Source organism: Pseudoalteromonas maricaloris, assembly GCF_024746855.1.
Classification (GTDB): Bacteria; Pseudomonadota; Gammaproteobacteria; order Enterobacterales; family Alteromonadaceae; genus Pseudoalteromonas; species Pseudoalteromonas maricaloris.
Map to the genome: position 1 here is coordinate 1164586 of NZ_CP024626.1, position 18379 is coordinate 1182964.

The 18379-nt window shown below is 43.0% G+C and carries 15 protein-coding genes; 7 read left to right on the forward strand and 8 right to left on the reverse strand.

Annotated features, from left to right (window positions below):
* Positions 1-9 precede the first annotated feature (9 nt).
* Positions 10-1077: a ChuX/HutX family heme-like substrate-binding protein gene (locus CTT31_RS22890; protein WP_211856626.1), complete on the forward strand. Its 1068-nt coding sequence runs from the start codon at positions 10-12 to the stop codon at positions 1075-1077.
* Positions 1078-1155: 78 nt separating this feature from the next.
* Positions 1156-1617 (forward strand): NUDIX hydrolase, encoded by a 462-nt coding sequence (locus CTT31_RS22895; RefSeq protein ID WP_010370051.1) that lies wholly within the window; start codon positions 1156-1158, stop codon positions 1615-1617.
* Positions 1618-2064: 447 nt separating this feature from the next.
* On the opposite strand, the gene CTT31_RS22900 is transcribed toward CTT31_RS22895, so the two are convergent.
* The 3 genes from CTT31_RS22900 to CTT31_RS22910 all read right to left on the reverse strand — a co-directional run bounded on the left by CTT31_RS22900 (position 2065) and on the right by CTT31_RS22910 (position 4783).
* Positions 2065-2556, reverse strand: a complete 492-nt coding sequence (locus tag CTT31_RS22900; RefSeq protein WP_260492634.1) for a hypothetical protein — start codon at positions 2554-2556, stop codon at positions 2065-2067.
* Positions 2557-3025: 469 nt separating this feature from the next.
* The gene (locus CTT31_RS22905) at positions 3026-3907 is read right to left on the reverse strand and encodes an NAD-dependent epimerase/dehydratase family protein (protein WP_211856624.1); all 882 of its coding nucleotides are present in this window, start codon (positions 3905-3907) and stop codon (positions 3026-3028) included.
* 159 nt (positions 3908-4066) lie between these two features.
* Complete coding sequence (locus tag CTT31_RS22910) at positions 4067-4783, reverse strand: type 1 glutamine amidotransferase (protein WP_260492635.1); 717 nt, start codon at positions 4781-4783, stop codon at positions 4067-4069.
* Positions 4784-4881: 98 nt separating this feature from the next.
* Here CTT31_RS22910 and CTT31_RS22915 point away from each other — a divergent pair, with 98 nt between their 5' ends.
* From CTT31_RS22915 to CTT31_RS22925, 3 genes are all read left to right on the forward strand, one after another.
* Positions 4882-5673: an AraC family transcriptional regulator gene (locus CTT31_RS22915; RefSeq protein ID WP_260492636.1), complete on the forward strand. Its 792-nt coding sequence runs from the start codon at positions 4882-4884 to the stop codon at positions 5671-5673.
* 121 nt (positions 5674-5794) lie between these two features.
* Positions 5795-7699: a S9 family peptidase gene (locus CTT31_RS22920; protein WP_211856621.1), complete on the forward strand. Its 1905-nt coding sequence runs from the start codon at positions 5795-5797 to the stop codon at positions 7697-7699.
* 167 nt (positions 7700-7866) lie between these two features.
* Positions 7867-8268 carry a hypothetical protein gene (locus tag CTT31_RS22925; RefSeq protein WP_211856619.1) on the forward strand — a complete coding sequence of 134 codons (402 nt, stop codon included), beginning with the start codon at positions 7867-7869 and terminating at the stop codon, positions 8266-8268.
* A 25-nt stretch (positions 8269-8293) separates the two neighbouring features.
* Here the strand turns inward: CTT31_RS22925 and CTT31_RS22930 are convergent, their stop codons facing one another.
* The 5 genes from CTT31_RS22930 to CTT31_RS22950 all read right to left on the reverse strand — a co-directional run bounded on the left by CTT31_RS22930 (position 8294) and on the right by CTT31_RS22950 (position 16927).
* Positions 8294-9157, reverse strand: a complete 864-nt coding sequence (locus CTT31_RS22930; RefSeq protein ID WP_260492637.1) for an HvfC/BufC N-terminal domain-containing protein — start codon at positions 9155-9157, stop codon at positions 8294-8296.
* Positions 9157-10107, reverse strand: coding sequence for an MNIO family bufferin maturase (gene bufB, locus CTT31_RS22935; RefSeq protein WP_260492638.1), 951 nt, complete (start codon positions 10105-10107; stop codon positions 9157-9159). Before bufB ends, CTT31_RS22930 begins: the two co-directional genes overlap by 1 nt.
* A 13-nt stretch (positions 10108-10120) precedes the next feature.
* Positions 10121-12427 (reverse strand): ferritin-like protein, encoded by a 2307-nt coding sequence (locus CTT31_RS22940; protein WP_260492639.1) that lies wholly within the window; start codon positions 12425-12427, stop codon positions 10121-10123.
* Positions 12428-12726: 299 nt separating this feature from the next.
* The gene (locus tag CTT31_RS22945) at positions 12727-15978 is read right to left on the reverse strand and encodes a S41 family peptidase (RefSeq protein ID WP_260492640.1); all 3252 of its coding nucleotides are present in this window, start codon (positions 15976-15978) and stop codon (positions 12727-12729) included.
* A gap of 145 nt (positions 15979-16123) precedes the next feature.
* Positions 16124-16927: a putative porin gene (locus CTT31_RS22950; RefSeq protein WP_211856609.1), complete on the reverse strand. Its 804-nt coding sequence runs from the start codon at positions 16925-16927 to the stop codon at positions 16124-16126.
* Positions 16928-17097: 170 nt separating this feature from the next.
* Here CTT31_RS22950 and CTT31_RS22955 point away from each other — a divergent pair, with 170 nt between their 5' ends.
* Complete coding sequence (locus CTT31_RS22955; protein WP_260492641.1) at positions 17098-17484, forward strand: SpoIIAA family protein; 387 nt, start codon at positions 17098-17100, stop codon at positions 17482-17484.
* 142 nt (positions 17485-17626) lie between these two features.
* Entirely contained in the window at positions 17627-18319 is a 693-nt protein-coding gene (locus CTT31_RS22960; protein WP_260492642.1) for an SDR family oxidoreductase, read from the forward strand.
* Positions 18320-18379: the final 60 nt, after the last annotated feature.

Here is an 18379-nt window from a genome sequence, read left to right on the forward strand (position 1 = left end):
GGAGAGATCATGAAGCAATTAATTCAAGACTATAAAACCTTGTTAGCGGGTGAGCCAAGGACACGGCCCGTTGATGCTGCAATGCAACTGGGCGTGAGTGAGGCCGAATTATTGAATGCCCAACTTGAAGAAGCGGTGACTGCCACAGTAACGCGCTTAGATGAAACGCAGCTTGCCGATATCCTCAAGAGCCTGAAAAAGCTCGGTAAAGTGATGGCGTTGACGCGTAACGGCAGCGTGGTCAATGAAATTAAAGGGTTATACGAAAAGCTCTATGTTTCAGACAATAATGGCAAACTAAGTGGTATAGCGATTAATCCTGGTGGAATCGACTTACGGCTATTTTTGTATCGTTGGCAAAGCGTATTTTTAGTTGAAACTGAAAGTCATACGAGCTTGCAGTTTTTTGATGAAAATGGCCGTGCGGTACATAAGGTTTATACCACGGCTGAGTCGGACTTTAATGAACTGGTGAATATTAAAGCGCGCTATCAACTAACATCACAGCGCTCTTTTAGCGTGAAGCCATTTGAACTTGTGGAGCCTGTAATTACCTCGCCTAGCGCTGAGCAACTAGATAACTTTAGGAGTCAGTGGAGTGAGCTTGAGGATGTGCACCATTTTCCAAAGCTTTTAGAGATATACAACCTTGAACGCTTGCAGGCCCTTGAGCTCGTCGGCTCACCATGGAGCTTTGAGCTACAGAGCTTTGAACTTGCTGATATATTTCAGCAAGCAAAAACGTTTAAGCAAGAGATCATGGTATTCGTTGGCAACCCAGGTGCGGTACAGATCTTCTCTGGGAAGGTTGAAAACCTCAAGCAAGTTGGCCCTTGGTTTAACGTCTTAGATCCTGAGTTTAACCTGCATATAAAAGCAGACGATTTGACCCGCGCGTTCGTGGTCAGAAAACCCACGGATAACGGCAATACGGTGGTCACCTCTATTGAGTTTTTTGATGCCAATCGCGAAACGGTATTAACGCTATTTGGCCGCCGCATTGAAGGCAAAAAGCAAACTAGCGAGTGGCAGGCCCTCTGTGAGCGATTGATCCATAAAGGACAAGCTGCAGCGTAATAAGTTTACCGTGTTAGTAGCAAAGCCCTGTTCATAGGGCTTTTTTCATTTTTACTCGCTAGGTACTAGGAAGACATAATGAAAGAAAGACAATGTGCAAGACTAATTATCGTCAATGAAAAGCAAGAGTTACTGCTATTTCAGTATCAGGATGAACATCACCATGAAGCTTTTTGGGCAACGCCTGGTGGCGAATTACAAGGCAACGAGACTTACCTAGATGCCGCTGCTAGAGAGCTCTATGAAGAAACAGGGTTGGAGCAAGAAATAGGCCCCGTAGTGAAAGAGCGTGAAGCTATTTATGCAGTTGCTCGCTCCATCCCTGCGGTTTGGCAAGAAAAGTACTATCTTATTCGATGCTCAAGTAACGACGAGGTCTTTGCGGCACGTTGGACTGAAGAAGAAAAAGATACAATTCAACAATGGCAGTGGTGGAGCCTTAACGCAATGACGCAGGTAAATCCAGCGCAATTTAAGCCTGAGTGGTTGCCACAACTGCTTCGAGAGCTAACCGATAAAAAACCTGAAAAACTATCTTAATTCGCTTTTTTAAAATGTTTTAACCAAGAGGTGGGTTAAAGTGTTTGTACTGGTTAAGTCATTACGTGAATAGGTTTTAAAGTGATCACATAACGGTGGGAGTCACTGTTAACTTTTGTTAATACTCTAGAGTTCAATCGCTTTTTTCTCAATAGTTGGCACATTACACAAGTAAAAGCAGTTACGAAAAACAAAACAAAGATAAACGCTAAAATAAAAAGCCAAAATCCTAAAAACATAAGTCTAAGTTGTACGTGATTCTAGTTGTGACAGCTAACGCTCCATAACGGGCGGCCAATACGTAGGTTGCTTGGTGTTAGATTGGAGCGGAGCGACAACAAAAATTAAATCGCTGACACCCACCACAACATAGGTTCAAACTGTGCTGGGTGTCTGTGTTATTCGCGTGTTATTCTTTTGTTGAGTTCTTTTTGGTTCATTGCCTTGTTATACAACTTTTAACTCATGAGTCCAATCCTTCCATGAAATCGACTTGCCCGGTAATGCTATTTTTGAGAAAGGCCACACTGATTGAAGCCAACTTAAGACAGTCTGATAAAGTGTTTTTTCTAACGCAATACTATCATCTCGAATCCACAAGTAGACTTCGCAGTCATAATTTAGTGATCGGCTTGGATCTATATAAACAGAGCCTAGGCATTTTTCCTGTGAATTGTTAAATATGGAATATGCAAAAGCATCCCTTGATTCAAACTCTTGTTTATGAATTTTTAAGCTTTCTATATTTTCTTCGAGGGTCATATTAACTTTAGGCCACTCAGTTTCAGGGCCAAATAATCCTTGTAGCCTTTTTTGACTGGACATTACAGCTTCAAAGTCTAACTCAGCAACTTCTTCTTCAAGCACTCTGAAGTGAAAATTTTCACTATCAAAAAACGTCGGAGGCTTAAACGACTCAGGAATAAATGGATTGGGCATACTCTGGGCTATCCGTAGTTGTATAACATTTTAGTATTTATGCGACATGTAGTTTGTGTTGCATAATAGCTTGTTGGACTGAGCCGCCACCTGCTTGGTGTGTCAGAGCTGGTGTCGTTTATGCTATGGCATGCTTAGAAAAATAGGATTTTTGGAGGTTTTAGCGCTCTTTGCTAGTTTGAACAGCTAATCTATTATTAATTAAGCTTTCCCTGCATCGCTCAGCGTTTATTATGTGCTCATTACACCTAAATTTGGCGAGATAAGCAACGACATTTTTTGCATACTCAGCCTAAACAATTAAGCATATTAACTACTTGATTTAACACAGAGCCCTAGCTGCTAACAGCAGATAGCAGACACCCATCATAATATAGAAGCGAATTGTGGTGAGTGTTTGTTAAAGCTTGCTCTTTGATATTCAGGTGCCAAACTTGGACACTGAAATCATGCATAAGAAAATTGCTTCCTAGCTCCGTTTTAAAACGGGTAACACCTCTGTTATTTCGTTATCTAATATTTCCAGCACACTAGCGAAGCTATGCTTAGGCTGCCAATCTAACTTGTTTTGTGCCGAGGAGGAGTCATACACACGGTCCAAGCTCGCTGGCAATAGCCACCCTCTTTGCTCAAAATTTGCCGCTATTTCAGGGCACTTTTCCTTAATGACTGCGCTTGCATTGTTATAGAGATGCTCGCAGTCATTGAGACTAAATGGTGTAGAACCAGAGATAATAAAACGATTAAAACCGCACAAACGCTTAACTATGGCGCATAAATGAGCATTTGCGACATCACGAACATCTATACCTCGAGTAAGGCGGTATATTGCCATCAAATCTGCGGGCTCAGGAAAGCATCGAGACATTTGTAATACTGTAACCGGAAGATTGAAAAGGTTTGAAATTTCATTCAATTTGTTTTCTGCAAGTATTTTACTTTTATGGTATATAGACTTGGGTTTAGGCTCGACCTGCTCCGTTATCCAACTAGCAAAACCTTCAGAAGATGAAGCGTAACCATAAAGTGCGGTTGTACTGGTAAAGACAAAGTGCTTAATTCCTGCTTTGACCCCAGTTAAGGCAAGCTGTTCGGTTGCATCAACATTGATAGCTAAAAACTCCTCATCAGCTATTAACCCAACATGTGGCGCATGAAGTGCTGCGGTATGAACAATAATATCCACACCTTCGAGGGCTTTAGAAATTAACTCGCCATCGCAAATATCACCGATAAAGTCTACCGTTGAGCAGGGCGTTTTATCCAAACCTACTACGTCATGATTTTTCATCAATTTGATATAAATAGCACGCCCGACTCGCCCAGCAGAGCCTGTTACCAATATTCTCATTTTGTGTACCTTTTACTATTTGAAATTCGAAGCAACCCCATCAGAATAAATTAAATCGCTGACACCCACCATAACATAGGTGCACACTGTGGTGGGTGCTTGTATTAGCCTCGAGCGCATGCCTTATCCAAGCCTCTGGTTAAATAATATGATTAATGCTCAGTTTTCTGATTTATAAAAGCTTTCTAACTTATCTAAAAAACCATACAGTTTTTGGTTCATTTCGTCATAGTTATGGTTCAGTAAAACCTCTGGCTCATCTACAAATGGATGCTGCAACGCGTCACTGAGATCGTCATTTTCAATCAGTAATGCGACGATATCTTTAGTAAATTCCATATGGCACTGAAAACCGTATACTAGGTCTCTGTAGGCGACAATTTGCCTTGGGCACCCCGCGCTATATGCAATCACTTGTGATCCATTGGTGAGCCCCGGCATATCATTATGCCAATGACCGACATCCAACACTTTTCCAAAATGACTAAATAATGGATGTGTCATCCCAGCTTCCGTCAAGGTTATCGGGTATTTTCCTATTTCACGCTCAGGGCTAGGCTCAAATGCGGCACCTAACGCTTCACCAATGAGTTGCGACCCTAAGCATATGCCAAGCACAACTTTTCCGGCGGTAATCGAGTTAAAGATGACTTCTTGCTCACCTTTTGTATCGAAGTGTGGGCATTGCTCAATAGTTGTCGACGGATCTTGAGGTCCTCCCATGACAATCAAAAAATCTAAGCCTTCGATATTTTTTGGGAGAGATTCGCCTTGATAAACTCGCGAATAGGTAATGGTATGACCGCGTTTATTTGCCCACGATTCATAGGCGCCGGGCGCTTCAAAATGTTCATGAATGATAAAGTGAATATGCATCTTTATGCCTTTTAATTAACGATAGGCTGTAGATGGTATATTAAATTTGGATGGCGTAATTTATACTAACAGACGTTTAATATTGATAAGTCGCCAAGATGCAAGCTAATGACCTCATCAAAGGTTCTCCTAATAAACAAATCATAACTAAAAAGACGAATATGGCTTCTGGCTATATTGATGACTTCCATTCACATTCGTGGCATCAAATTGTGTTTCCTTTGCAGGGGCTATTACAATCGAGTATCGGCGATAAAAGCGGGATTGTTCCTCACAATGGCATGCTCTACATACCCGCAAATACAGTGCATAAATCCATAGCGATTACAGATACACAGTTTTTGGCGATTTACCTTAATCCCGACAAATATGTTCAGTATGGAGACGAACCAAAGTCCTGTCTGGTAACGCCGTTTATTAAAGCGTTAATACTGCTGCTATTCGAAAACAAGACGCTCACTCAAGCAGAGTCCAATATCACACATTTGTTAACGGTATTGCGGGATCAAATCACGATCGCAAACCATTATGAAATACCCCTACTCATACCTACCGATAAACGCCTTTTATCCATTTTCTTACAGCTTAAAGAGCAACCGGATCTACCATTTACTTTAAAGGAATGGGCAACAAAAGTGGGCGCTTCTGAGCGCACTTTGTCGCGATTGTGCTCAAGAGAGTTTTCTCAATCATTTTCACGGTGGAGACAAAATGTGAGGTTAGTTTTATCTTTGCAATTGTTAGGGTCGCAAAAGAGCATACAGGAAATTGCTATTGAGTTGGGGTACGCTTCTGACTCTGCGTTTGTTCAAGCGTTTAAGAAATTGTTCAACCAAACACCGAGAAAGTACCGGATTGCCAACTTACAGCACAACGTAAATTTATTTTGATCAACTTCTGTTGCTTTCAGGTTACCTGTACTAGAGACGAAAGTATCTTATCGCGAATGCTTTTAAGTTCTTCTCGCTTTATGTAGTCTAGGCGGGATTTGATTATTGGAGGCATTTCGCGATGTTGCGAATTCTTTTATGTGCTAGCTTAGGATTAGCACCAAGTTTTGGGTTAGTTGCCAAAGAGGTAATGACCCCTGACAAGCTTTGGCAAGTAAAGCGCGTGAGTGCGCTTGGGTTATCTAAAGACAACACCCATGTAATTTATCGAGTTACAACGCCAAGCGTTGAAAACAATGACTTTGATAGCAAAGTTTATCAAGTGCCGTTAAAGGGTGGGGCGTCTCAGCTTTTAAGCGCGTATCAAGGAATATTGTCAGACGACAACATTTCACCAGATGGCAGCAAAAAACTATTTCATGACACCGTCAATGTTGAAGCTGTGTTAGCCACGGATAGACACAAAGCGCTTACGCAAGCAGATGCGTATGTATTTGATGATTTAAACTACCGCCATTGGGATACCTGGAAAGACGGCAGTGTTAAACATGTGTTCTATCAGGATCTAATTACAGAAGAAAAAGTCGACATCATGAAAGGGATGCCTTTTGATAGTCCGACGTCACCATTTGGTGGTTCAAGCGATTATGTTTGGGGTCCAAAAGGTGAAAATATCTACTACGTCAGTAAAAAGCTGACTGGCGCAGAATATGCGAGCAGTACCAACACAGATATTTACCGTTATAACTTAGCCAGCAAGAAAACCACCAATCTAACCGAGCAAAACTTGGGTTATGATAAAAGCCCAGAGTTCTCGTCGACTGGGCAATTGGCTTTCTTACGTATGGATGAAGCGGGTAACGAGGCGGATAAAAATGACATTATCGTTAAGTTGGGTAACAGAGAAATCAATCTAACTGCGCATTGGGACGGCACGGTAAGCAGTTTTGAGTGGAGTCACGATGGCAAGCATATTTATTTTATTGCACCAATTGACGGGACAATCCAGCTATTTCAAGTAGCGGTGAACACCAAAACCAAAGCTAATCCAAAAATTCAGCAGCTAACTAAGGGCATGTTTGATGTAAATAGCATTGTTGCTGCCTTAGACGGTAAGTTGGTGGTTACTCGCAATAGCATGAATCAAGCAAAAGAGATTTTCCGCTTTGATCTGAATAGTAAAAAGCTTGTTGCGCTGACAAATGTGAACGAGGCGTTTTATGCTGATTTGGATTTACCGAACGTTGAAAAGCGAATGGTGAAGACAAAAGACGGCGAAGACATGCTAACTTGGGTTATCTACCCACCTAATTTTGATAAGCGTAAGCAATATCCAACACTGTTATACCTTCAAGGTGGTCCACAGTCGCCGTTATCACAGTTTTATTCCTTCCGCTGGAACTTCCAAGTGATGGCATCACAAGGCTACATTGTGGTTGCGCCAAACCGCCGTGGTATGCCAGGGCACGGTGTGAAATGGAACAAAGACATCAGCCAAGATTGGGGTGGTAAGGTAATGCAAGATTACCTTGATGCAATCGACGATGTTGCGAAAGAGTCATACGTTGACAACAAACGTATCGCGGCAGTTGGCGCAAGCTTTGGTGGCTACTCTGCGTTTTACTTAGCTGGCAATCATGATGGCCGCTTCAAAACCTTTATCGCGCACTGTGGCATTTTTGATTTGCGCAGTATGTACGGCACAACCGAAGAAATGTTCTTTGTGAACAACGAATTGGGTGGCGCGTACTGGGAGCAAAACAATGCGGCCATCAGCAAGGCATACAATCAGTTTAACCCAATCAGCTATGTCGATAAGTGGGATGCGCCGATGTTTGTGATCCATGGAGGTAAAGACTACCGTGTACCGCTGAGCCAAGGGATGCAAGCTTTCCAAGCCGCTAAACTACGTGGTTTAAAGAGCCGTTTCCTTTATTTCCCTGAAGAAAACCACTGGGTACTGACACCGCAAAACGGGATCGTCTGGCAGCGTGAATTCTTCAAGTGGTTAGAAGAAACCTTATAATTGATGTCACTACTGTCAGCAATGAGTAGTTAAAAAAATGCCAGATTGCACAGTGTGTAGTCTGGCATTTTTGTTTTGCAGTGTTACCTTGGTGCTGCGCAAGTATTGTTGTGCCCAAAAATTGGCGGCATACTAAATTAGTCAACGGAAAATAGAAGGAAAATTAAATGATTAAAAGGATAATAAGTGGTTTTTGGTTACTTACATTGGCTGTGAATATACAAGCAGCTGAAGAAGCGTTAACGATTGATAGTGTAGTGCCTAACAATATGGAACTGGCTTTTCCGAATGATGCCAATATTTACCCAGATATCAGTGACTTCAAGGTACTTAACGCGGTACTAATGAGTAACGAAAACGGTGAACGTTGGGCAATGATCACGATTAAAAATCAATCGAGCGGGCGTCGGACATTAACACAAAAACACCTGCTGGCACTAACAGCAAACGGGCAAAGGATCGCGCCGATGAAGCTTTCTGAAAGTTTTGCTGGCGGTGAAACACTTTCACTCACACTGGCTTTCGGTGAGAACAAGTTTCCGTTGCTTAACGTGTATACGCGTAATTAATCTAATATTCGACCCAAAAGAACATTTAGGCTTTCTGTAACGTGAATAGTCCCATATTAACTGTACTTGGCAGCCAAACTGCTAACTGCGCTCTCAATACTTGAGTCTCCATATTCATGCGCTTAGCACAGTAGGTTATTGCTTCTTGATAGCGCAGCGGTTTTTCTCTCAAGTGCAGTAATAAATCCGCTTGCCAGTCATTTAATACATTCATTTTGATGCGATATTGTTGGCGCGATATTGCAATATGCGTTTGCTCAGGCGTTGGCAAGGTGCACGGTTTTGCTTGCTCAAGCTGGGTTATAAGTGGAAGCAAAGGGTAATCGGTTTGAATAAGTTGTACGGATTCTGGCACCGATATGACAAAGTCTTCGGCAATGCCGCAAAGGAGTTCAATCTCGTTTATTAGCGCGGTTGATTGCTCGGTTTCCGGTCCAGGTTTTAACAGTGCAAGCGCTTTGGCTCTTTCAAACTTAGCCAGCTCTGAAGGCAAGCTAAACATAGCTTGCTGGTGGGCATTAAAATCACCGGTAGGTTTAGTGTGTGCTAAAAAATCAGCGAAGCGTGAGCCTAGTTGATGTAGTGTCCAAGACTCTGAGGGTAAGGTGACAATAAAGGCTTTGGCGAAGGTGTCGAATACTTCGTCGCCCATAAACTGGCAAAGTAGAGCAAACTCCCCCCGAAGACATTCTACTAAACGCATCACATAGCCTGCAGCATAGATGTCTACTCTTCTCATGGCTCCCAGTGTTTTGTTACTTTTTACACAGTCATGCAGCGTTAAACCATGCGGATTTGCAGCGGTATTGAGCTTTTGTGGTAGGTCGCCTCGTACCATTAAAACGGTGCTAAGCCACTGCTGAGTTTGCGTTAAGTCTGGCGTTTTCATTATGTTAATTCTGCTCGCTCTTTGACGATTGGAGTTGACAGCGCGTAGGTGTTAGTAACTGTATCTTGCTTTGGAATATGCCCTGTCAGTACCAGTTTTGCTTTGCTTAACTCATCAACGAGTTCTGGAAAACTGGGAATATTGGCATCCCATTCTAGCAGGGTAGACACGCCACCCGTTAAGTGCTGCGCCAGTTGGTAAAGCTGCCAAACCTTGGCGGGCACTGGCTGGTCATGAGTGTCTATCAAACAATCACCGCAGTCACTAGGACCGGCAAGATGGATTTGAACGATGTGCTTATGGGGGAGTTGACGAATAAACGCTTCGGCGTCAAATCCATGATTAAAGCTACTAACAAAAACATTGTTTACATCCAACAGCATACCGCAGCCTGTTGCGGTGACTAACTCACTAAAGAACTCGCTTTCAGTGAGGGTTGAATGTTGAAATTCAAGATATGTTGATGGGTTCTCAAGCACTAAAGGCCGTTCTAAAAAATCCTGAACTTGGTCAACACGGTTGATAACGTGTTGTAGGCTTTCGTCAGTCAATGGCATAGGTAGGAGATCGTGACTATTCAAACCAGCAATGCCTGTCCAACACAAATGATCGGAAATAAGCTGTGGCTTAACGAATTCACTTAACTCCTTGAGCTTGCTTAAGTATTCAAAGTTAAGCGGGTCGCTGCTACCAATATTCATTGACACACCGTGCATCACTAGCGGGTATTGTTCCTTTAACTGAGCGAGGACATGCCGGCCATAGCCGTGATTATCTATATAGTTTTCACTGATGATTTCAAACCAGTCGACGCTAAGAGATGTACCGCGATCTAAATGGGACATAATAAAGGGATAGTGCTGGCTTCTCAGGCCAACACCAAACCCCAAGTCGGTTAGTTTTTCGATAGCGGACGCAGCAAGCTGCTGCGTCCGAATTGGATTTGTCATGCTATCTTTCCTATCAAGTTGATGGAGGAAGAGCTAGACGAATATCTGAAGGTTTTGGCTTCTCTTTAGGTTCGCCATCTTCGTTCAATAAACCATTGGCATTGCAGTATGCTTGCCAAGCAATATCGTATACGGCATCCCCTTTTTTATATGGCATTAGCACATGATCTGTAGATTGAACGGTTGGAGTTTGTTGGCCTTTCGGATAAGTGTAATCAATAGCAGAGAAGCTGTTATCTTTTAGGTTAAACTTAAATAACTGCATATCGTATTCTTCATCGGAAAGTTTTGGGAAGAGTTGAGAGGCTGAGATAGGCACTGCACACCCACCCAAGTTATTACACTTATTATCAGCAGGGGCACTTTTTGGCCCTGTTGATACGCTACCACCACAGCTACCGCCAGGCGTTGTGCTATGAACAAAACCACAGCCACCTTGTGCTTTACAGTCGTTACTTCCCTTACAACTGTGATAAACCTCAGGAGGAGGTAAGTCATCCGAACCTATGTTGGTATAGCTCATTCCTTGGCAGGCGTGATAAAGGGTGTTCGGATTTTGCGGGGCGATACCCGTTACTAAATCCGGCGCAATTCCCGTGGTTGCCCAGCAAATCGAAATCCTATCGCCTGAGCCACCCATTGCAGGGCCCGGAAATTCACTGGTTTTACCCGACCAATAACGGTCAAGTGCTGTAGTTAGACCTTTAATTGTGCCTACCGCAGATTGACTGAATAATTGATGCGTATTGCCAATATTGGACGAGAGTTTAAGGTTGTTAAGCGCTTTTACTACACTGCTGACGCAAGGTAGATTTGGGTTTTGCTTAGCTGCTTCATCACCGCCGTTGGGATCCAATAACGCCTCATTCCAGTTATTACCCTCAGCAAACCAAGTTGACCATGTCATGTAACGTTCGTCCGATTGACTTGAAGGCTTCTCAAAGTCGACAATGAGCTTCATAGTATCGGTAAATATTTGAAAGTGATCTTTATATTTGTTGGTTATTCGGGCACAGGCTGAACCGGACAATGGCTTGCCATCGGTGCTCTCATAGTCGTGCTCTAAAGCTTGTTCATTTGGTTGAAAACGTGTATCTACGGTGCTCGGGTGAGTTGGATTATCCGCACTTTGTAATTTACCCAAGACATTCTGGGCCCAAGATTCTTCTGCCCAGCGTAAACATATCATTTTTGCAACGCCGTCGCCTTCACCTTGATCTGTGATTGCATTCACATTATTCATGAGTGCTTCTTTTAACAAATTATGTTCATTATATTTCTCAAGAGAGCCCTTTATTTCAGGAAATTGGGCTTGATATGAAGCATCATCGGGACGTTCATTAAAGTAGTTTCTCTGTGCTCTTGCATCGTTTGCTTCAGCCTTTGAGAGCGCATAGTCGAGTAGACTCGTGTTATCATCATACTCAATTTGAATATAGTCCCAATAACTCAAGTACATGTGTCCAATTGAGCCGAATAGTGGCAAATCACTTTCGGTGTAATCCGGTTTCCACCAGTTGTATGGGGCTTGTTCAAAATACTTCGGCTGTTTTGTTTTTGCGTCTGGTTCCAAAAACTGTGGCTGAATAATTTTTTTAGCGTTTTCTTCAGTCTCTTCTATCAGCATAAAGAGTAAGGTCTGTTCTTTATTCAGCTCTGTTGCGTTAACGCGCAGGTCTTGTAATGTTTTACCAGGAAAAATTTGTTCGAAATAAGCCTGAACTTCTGGGCTTAGCTTAGATAAGTCTGTAGTACAGTCTGCAAAGTCCAAAATATGTGGAATACCGTTTTGGTTGTTGTAGCACTTCCAACCGAATTTTTCGTCAATTAACGCCTGACTAGTAAAGCTCGGTGTGAGCCCTAATTTACTCGCCATATTAGAAGCGAGTTGCAGATGCAGCATCTCTTCAATAAATACACTATAAACGCCGTTAAACACCTGCTCATTGACATTTAGTTTATAATCACTATCAATAAACCTGTCTTTTAAATCGTAGTCGTAAGGAGATAATCGTTCTGAAGGAATGTATCCTGCAGTCGGACCAAGTCCAGGCCAGTAACGGCCGGGGTAGAGATTTGAAGAGTCCGCAATCTGGTGTGTACCTTGAATCGAGTAGAGGCCGGTCATATAAAGTGGGATTGTGAATAACTCCACGTTAATCGCAGCTTGCGCAATTGCTTTCAGGCAAGATAAATCAGCAGCCTTATACTCGCTACTGCGCGCTTTAATTTGTTGTTTTTGTGCACTGCTTAAGAGGATGTTGGCGTCAATCTCTTTATCTACTTCTACCGATGGGCCTGTTTTGTTCTGCACATTCATGGTTTGCTCCTTTGTGACGGTGAACGTTGTGCAATACCACTGGCTTAAATAAAAAATACGTTAGGATATAGGATATTTATCCAAGACAACTCAAAATTTAAGCAAGTTGATGTCGGTGAGCGATGAACACTCGTTATACAAAGTAGTCGTAAAAAAAGATAAGGTCGATTACGAGATATTACATGGTGGTAACTTTTTCATAACCTATTTAAGGAGGAACAACATGAATAAACTGAAAGAGATAAAAGAAGTGGTTTAAAGTCAGAGCCTTAAACCACTTTGAGGAGCTAGTAACGCGCTCAGAACTTAGATGGTGCAGGAGGCACTGTCAGTGTTTTCTTCGGGCTATCTTTTAACTCTTGCAGTAGCTCTTTCACTGCACGCTCGACAGAAGGATCTTTACCTGCATGGATAAGTTCAGGTCTATCGATCACTTCGATATCAGGGCTGACGCCTTCGTTCTCTATAATCCAATTGCCTTCGTTATCTAGAATTCGGAAGGTTGCAGCGATAACCTGGCCTCCGTCAACAAGACTTGGATTGCCAGAGATCCCGATAAGACCACCCCAAGTGCGAGTACCAATCAGTTTGCCAAGGCCCGCCTGACGGAAGTAGTAAGGTAAAGCATCACCGCCTGAACTTGAATAACCATTGATAAGCATCGCTTTTGGACCATCGTGTGCAAACGAAGGAGTTTTTGTTGGTTCAACACCACGGCGTTTCCAATAGTTAAGTGGCTTACGAGCAAGCCAAGTGATCATGTGCTCAGGGATAAAGCCGCCACCGTTATAACGGTCGTCGATGATCAGCGCATCTTTGCTCGTTTGTGGCATAAAGTTCTTAAATAATGAACGGTTACCATCATAATGGGTATTTGGTAGGTGAACGTAGCCAATCTTACCGTTTGATAGTTTATTCACGTAGTCTGCGCGTGATTGAACCCATGCCATGTAACGTAAGCCTTGCTCGCTGGCGACAGGTTTTACTGTGGTTTTCCAGCTATTATCAGCGCTTGGTGATTTACTCAATACCAGCTCAACTTGCTCGCCTTGGGTGTTTTCAAGTAGCTCGTAGAAGTTAACCGCGTCTTTTACCGAGCGACCATTTACCGAGATGATGTAATCACCTACATTGGCATTCACACCAGTTTCATCGAGTGGTGAACGGTAGTCTTCATGCCAGTTCTCACCTTTGTAGATACGCTCAATTTTTACGTAGCCAGACTGATGAGCACTTATTTCTGCGCCAAGTAAACCATGCTTTTTGCGCTCGGCTGTTGGGGCATCACCAGATTGTACGTAAATGTGACCTGCGTTGATTTCACCCGCAATTTCGCTAAGTACATAGTCTAAATCACTACGGTGTGCGACAGCGCTGGCAAGTGGTTGATACTTCTCCAAGATAGCATCCCAATCTTGACCATGGTGATGCTCGTCGTAGAACCAGTCGCGTAAAGTGCGCCAGCCTTCTACATACATTTGTTGCCACTCAACTTGCGGGTCGATTTTCAGTGTCATCTTAGATAAATCAAGTTGACTGGCTTTTAAATCTTGCTTTGGCTTTGGTGCAATTACACTGAAGTTGTTACCAGCGCGAGCGATCAGGTGCTTACCACCAGCGGCAACTTTATAGCTGCTTACGCCTTCGGCGACGGTTTCAAGTTTGCTATCTGGTTCCGTGCCGAGGAGCTTTAACGCACCGCCTGTTAAGGTTAGTACGCCCCCTTCAACACCTGTAAGTGCACCGTAGTTACCCGCCGGGGCTGAGAGTGATACAACCCGCGACATAAAGCCGCTGGCCTCAATGTAATTTTCTTGTTTGTCACTGTCCTTTTTCGTTTCTTCTTCTGATTGAATGCTTAACTCATCACTTTCAAAGGCATTAAGCGGCTTAATCTGACTATTCACCGCAACGCTATAAATGCGTGTAGCATTATTAAACATATAATCAAATTCATAGCTGCTAAAGGTGAGGTTATAGTCACGCTCAGAAGTGAAATAAATGTAGTTACCGTCAGGCGAGAAAGTAGGATTACGCTCACTGGTCATGTTGTCAGTCAGTCGAGTGACCTTTTTATCCTCGATATTATAGTGCCAAAGTGAGGCGTAGCGGTTCTCGTTGTTTTTAACAAAAACAATATCTTCACTGTTTGGTGACCAAGTATATTCGGTTAGACCATCTTCGTCGTATTTGGCGGTATCAATTTTATGCATATCACCAGATTTCGCATCGACCCACCATAGCGTGTGGTTTTTATCAGCAAAGAGCAGTTTGCTGTTATCAGCCGACCAAATTGGCGTAAAGCGCCAGATGGTACCATTGTCGGTTAACTGGATGGTTTTGTTGTTATTTGCTCTATCTTTGAGATAGATCTCATATTCACCTGTTTTATCGCTCATGTAGGCAATATAACGGCCATTCGGTGACCAGCTTGCTTCAATTTCACGGCCTTCTGGTGTGTAAGAGAGGTTACGAGTTGGACCCTGTTTTACTGGGACTGAGAATAACTCACCACGGGCAGTAAACAATGCACGCTTACCATCGTGTGATATATCCATGGAATCAATAAAGTCGCTAACGTTTTTACTATATGGCATGGCATATTGACGCACACCAGCAACATCGATTTTTAGCTTTTTAGTTGTCTTTGTCGCTTCGTCAAAGCGATATAAGTAACCGCCATTTTCGTAGACAATGGCATCTGGTCCGGCTGATGGCCACAGCACGTCAAAGTCTTTGTGGTCAGTCATTTTAACCGGTGACTTACCATCGCGATATTTATAAAGGTTGAGCGTGTAGTCACGATCAGACACAAAGTAAATACTGTCATTCACCCAAGTTGGTTGCTGATCTGTGGCTTTGTCAGTGGTGAGTTGTTTAGACGTATTGTTTTCAAGGTCGTAAATCCAAACATCCTGTGCTCGACCACCACGAGAGCGCTTCCAGGTTCTAAACTCTCTGTCGATTGGCGTGTAAACATACTTGCTACCATCAGGGGAAAGCATACCACCGCCAGTTTCTGGGATGGCCATCGGCTGCTCAAGTCCACCTTCTACTGGTACCATATAGGGGCGACCCATACGTTTGCCCCACGGTGTTCGATTTGCTCTAAAGACGATATGTTTGCCGTCAGGCGTCCAATCCATCACACGGTAATCGAACCCACCACGAGGTGGCATTTGCCCAACATCGTTGTAATAAGTGAGTTGCTTTAATCCTGAACCATCAGCATTGATCACATAGATTTGACGGCTGCCATTATATTCAGCGGCAAAAGCGATTTTGCTGCCATCTGGAGAGAACTTAGGGAAAGTCTCAAAACCAATATGGTCAGTCAGACGTTGGCTTTTACCAGTGTTGGTATTGGCAATATAAATGTCGCCAGCATACACAAAAGTGACTTTATCTTTGTGAATATCTGGAAAGCGGAGTAGGCGGGTATCTTCGGTCTGATACGCTGAAACAAAAGGTGCAGCTGCCGCAGCAATGGCGAGCACGAGTGTTTTTATCTTCATCATAATATAGGCACTTCCGTTATAATTTTGATACATAATAACGATTGAAAAGTGAAATGCACCCAATTTAGATGAGTAGCTTGTTTCAAAATGTGAAAAAACACCCCAACGCGGAGTGTGGTCGCGAAGAGGTGTTGAGTAGTTGGGGGGAGGTACAGATGTACCTCAATCATGTGTTGATTTAGAACTGAGCAACAAACGTTAGGTTGCTTGTTTCACCGCCGTCAGTGTCAACTACACTACCTTTAAGGTAGTAAGTGTCGTTGAAGAAGTATTTAGCTTCTACTGCTAAGTCTGAATCATATGAACCTAGACCAAGCGCAAAGTTGCGAGTGAAGTAGTAGTTTGCAAGCACGTTTGTTACGTTGTCGTCAAAACCATCAGTATCAATACGGTTGTGCTCTAAGTCGATTGTGAAGTAGCTGTCACCACCAACGTGCATGAAGTAACGTGCACTTAGGTTTAGGTAATCAAATTCGTCTTCAGTTTCAACTGTGAAACCGATGTAATCTGTAGAATTTAGTTCGTGGTTGTACTCAGCTTTGAACCAAGTGGTATCACCGTTTTCAAACTCTTCTTGGCGAATGCTTAGCTTTAGGTTGTCGTTGTAAAGGTAACCAAAACCGAAAGAGTAATGGTCGTCAGCTTCGCCAAGATCTGCGATGCCAGCAGTTACAAACCATTCTTTAGTGATAAAGCCTTCACCACGCGCTGAGAAAGCATTTGAATAATCATCGTTAAAGTAACTTACGCCTACATTGCTGTCCGTATCAAGGTAGCCAAAGTCATCCCATACGCCTACTGATTCTTGAGGTGCGAAGAAATAGCGAGAAGAAAGCATCAGTGCGCGGTTGTCAGAGCCATCATAGTCATAATCTGTGTAACTAGCGGTGTTGAACCACTCTTTTTGTACGTTACCAGTGTTAGCCTGAGCTGCTGCTGAAACAAGTAGTGAAACAGCTGCGATAGATAGTAGTTTTTTCATAGTCATCCCTTTAATTTCCATATATTGAGCTACATCGACTCAACGGCGCGCATGGTAGTATTAGAAATCTGAACGGAAGCTGACAATAATGAAAAAAGTTTGGATATTGGCAAAAAAGCTGAGACTTAATTATGCTTTTTATCTATAAGATAAACATAAAGGAAGAGAATATGACGAACTCATTCCATGGCATATCAATAGGCACTGAGCGCTTTGGAGATGATATTTATCTCACACTTAAGCCTACAGGTAAACTCACTCATGAAGATTATGTTGTTATTACACCAATAATCGAGAGTGCACTGAAAGCAGTAACAACGCCTAAAATCTATGCATTTCTTGATGCGACTGATTTTGAAGGCTGGGAGCCAAGAGCCATGTGGGATGACTTCCGACTCGCCTTTGAGCATAGCACTGAATTTGCCAAAGTAGCAATATATGGCGGCAAAAACTGGCATCGACTTGCTGCAACAATAGGTAACTGGTTTGTTACTGGTAAAGTGAAGTATTTTGATGATAAAGAAGATGCGCTGAATTGGCTTAATGAACGAGAATGATTAAAGTTGAATTAAATTCATGATTTGTGCGCTGTGGCTTGAGGCGCTAATCACGTGTGCAAAAAGTGGATTATTCAACCTATCATCAGTATAGTGAATTAACACCATTGGCTTTTGTCATAACGGCTTAGGAGCTTCAACTGTGAAAAAAATACTGATCACTGGTGCAAACCGCGGTATTGGACTTGCGTTAACTAAAACCTATCTGCAGGCTGGTTGGCACGTGTTAGCAACGTGTCGAGACCCGCTTATTGCTTCAGAACTAAATTCTCTTGCGCCAATTTTTCCTGAGCTCCAAGTATTTGCCCTAGATGTGACCAATTACGACCAGATGGAAGAATTAAGCGAGAAGCTGGCCCCTGTTGCCATCGATATTGTTATCAACAATGCGGGCATTTATGGGCCGAAAGATTATGCTTTTGGTGAAACCGATATAGAAGCGTGGCGAGAAGTGATGGAGGTTAATGTATTTTCCACCATGCGACTTGCAGAGCTATTTTACACCCATCTTTGCAACGGCAATGAAAAGGTTTTTGCAGCCATCTCTTCCAAGGTCGGCAGTCACACCATGAATACTAAAGGCGGTGGCTATATCTATCGCAGTTCGAAGGCGGCGTTAAACTCAGTGGTAAAAAGCCTATCAAATGATTTACTGGGTGAAGGGATCCGCACTGTTGCTATTCATCCCGGCTGGGTCCAAACGGAAATGGGTGGCCCTAATGCGTTAATTACCCCAGACGAGTCTGCAAATGGGATCTATTCTGTGTTATCTCATTTTGTGGATGCACAAAGCGGCGGTTTTTACGACTATAGCGGTGATGCTATTCCTTGGTAGTTAAACATTAGCTAACCTGCGCTGACACGAGAAATAAAAGATCCTGGCTACTTAACGAGA